The organism is Arenimonas oryziterrae DSM 21050 = YC6267 (assembly GCF_000420545.1).
GTDB classification, from domain to species: Bacteria; Pseudomonadota; Gammaproteobacteria; order Xanthomonadales; family Xanthomonadaceae; genus Arenimonas; species Arenimonas oryziterrae.
In genome coordinates, this window is the sequence record NZ_ATVD01000020.1 from 1 (window position 1) to 1457 (window position 1457).

A 1457-nucleotide genomic window follows, 5' to 3' on the forward strand; every position below is an offset into this window, starting at 1 on the left:
ACGACCGAGATCGTGACATTCGCCGTCGTCGCCGGACCGCCATTGAGCGTGTCATCGACCAGGACATTCGCCACTGCCGTGCCGCCCGTCGCGCCATTGACCGGCGTCGCCGAGGCGTCGTTGTCGTTGGCCACGATCGGATTGATGGTGACGGTGATCGTGACGGTCGCGGTCGCGGTGTCGCCTGCAGCGTCGGTGATCGTGTAGGTGTAGGTATCCACGCCGCTGAAACCGGGGTTGGCGGTGTAGGTGACCGTGTTGTCGGGGTTGACGACGACGCTGCCGTTCGCCGGCTGCTGCGCCGGGCTGACGCTGACCGTCAGCGGGCCCGCTTCCGGATCGCTGTCATTGGTGAGGACCGTCGTGGTCACCGGCGTGACACCGACCGTGCTGTCGGCATCGTCCACCGCCACCGGCGGCTGATTGGTCGGAATCGCGTTGCACAAGGCCGTCGCGGGCGGATAGTTGACCACCACCGAGACCGTCGGATTGACAGTGAACTCAACCGTCGAGGTCGGACGCGTGCTTTCGAAACCGTCAGGCGCCTGGACCCACAGTCCGTTGACCAGCACCCAGCCCGGCCAGTCGGACGGCACGCCGCCCGAGACGACCATGCCCGGCCACAGGATGCGGCCGCTCAGCGGTTGACCGGACAGCAGCTGCACCTGCGTCGAGGTGCCATCGAGCCAGCGGATGGTGACCGGATTCGCGCCCGGCGCGAAGTTCGTCGCCGTGACGACATAGTCGAGATAAGCAGCATCGGCGTCGCACACCGGCGTTGCCGTCACGGTGATCACACGCGGCTGCACGGTGATGTTGACGGTCGCGGTATCGCAGCTGCCGTTCGGATCGCAGATTTCGTAGTCGAAGCTATCCGGACCGGTGTACCCAGTCAGCGGCGTGTAGGTGCAGCCGGTGGCCGTGCAGCTGTAGCTGCCGCCGTTCGCGGTCGTGCCACTGGCGGGGGTGATCGTCAGCGGATCGTTTTCCGGATCGCTGTCGTTCGCGAGCACATTGATCGCGTTGCCGACACTCGACTCGACCACCGTTACCGTGTCGTCGACGGCCAGCGGCGCGCTGTTCAGAACGCCGACATTGACCGTCGCCTGGTCGCAGTTGGTCGGGTTCAGCTGTTCGCAGATCTGGTAGACGATCGTGTAGGTGCCGGACGGTGTGCCCGGCGCCACGGTGACCGCACCGGTCGCGGTGTTCAGCACCACGCCCGGGTTGGTGGCGGGCGTGATCACGCTGATCGTGACGTTGCCGGTTGTGGCCGCGGCACCGTTCAAGGTGTCGTTGGCCAGGACGTTCGCCACCGCCGTACCACCGACCGCGCCGTTGGCGACTGAACCCGTGTCGTCATTCGCGACGATCGCCGCCGCAGTCACGAGGACCGTGGCATTGGCGGTGTCGCAGTTGGTCGGGTTGAGCTGCTCACAGATCGTGTACGGGTAGAC

1 protein-coding gene is annotated in these 1457 nt (G+C 66.0%); it reads right to left on the reverse strand.

Features of this window, described 5'->3' with window-relative positions; all coding sequences use genetic code 11:
* On the reverse strand, positions 1 to 1457 hold a 1457-nt coding region (locus G467_RS0114790), incomplete at both ends, for an Ig-like domain-containing protein (protein ID WP_022970508.1).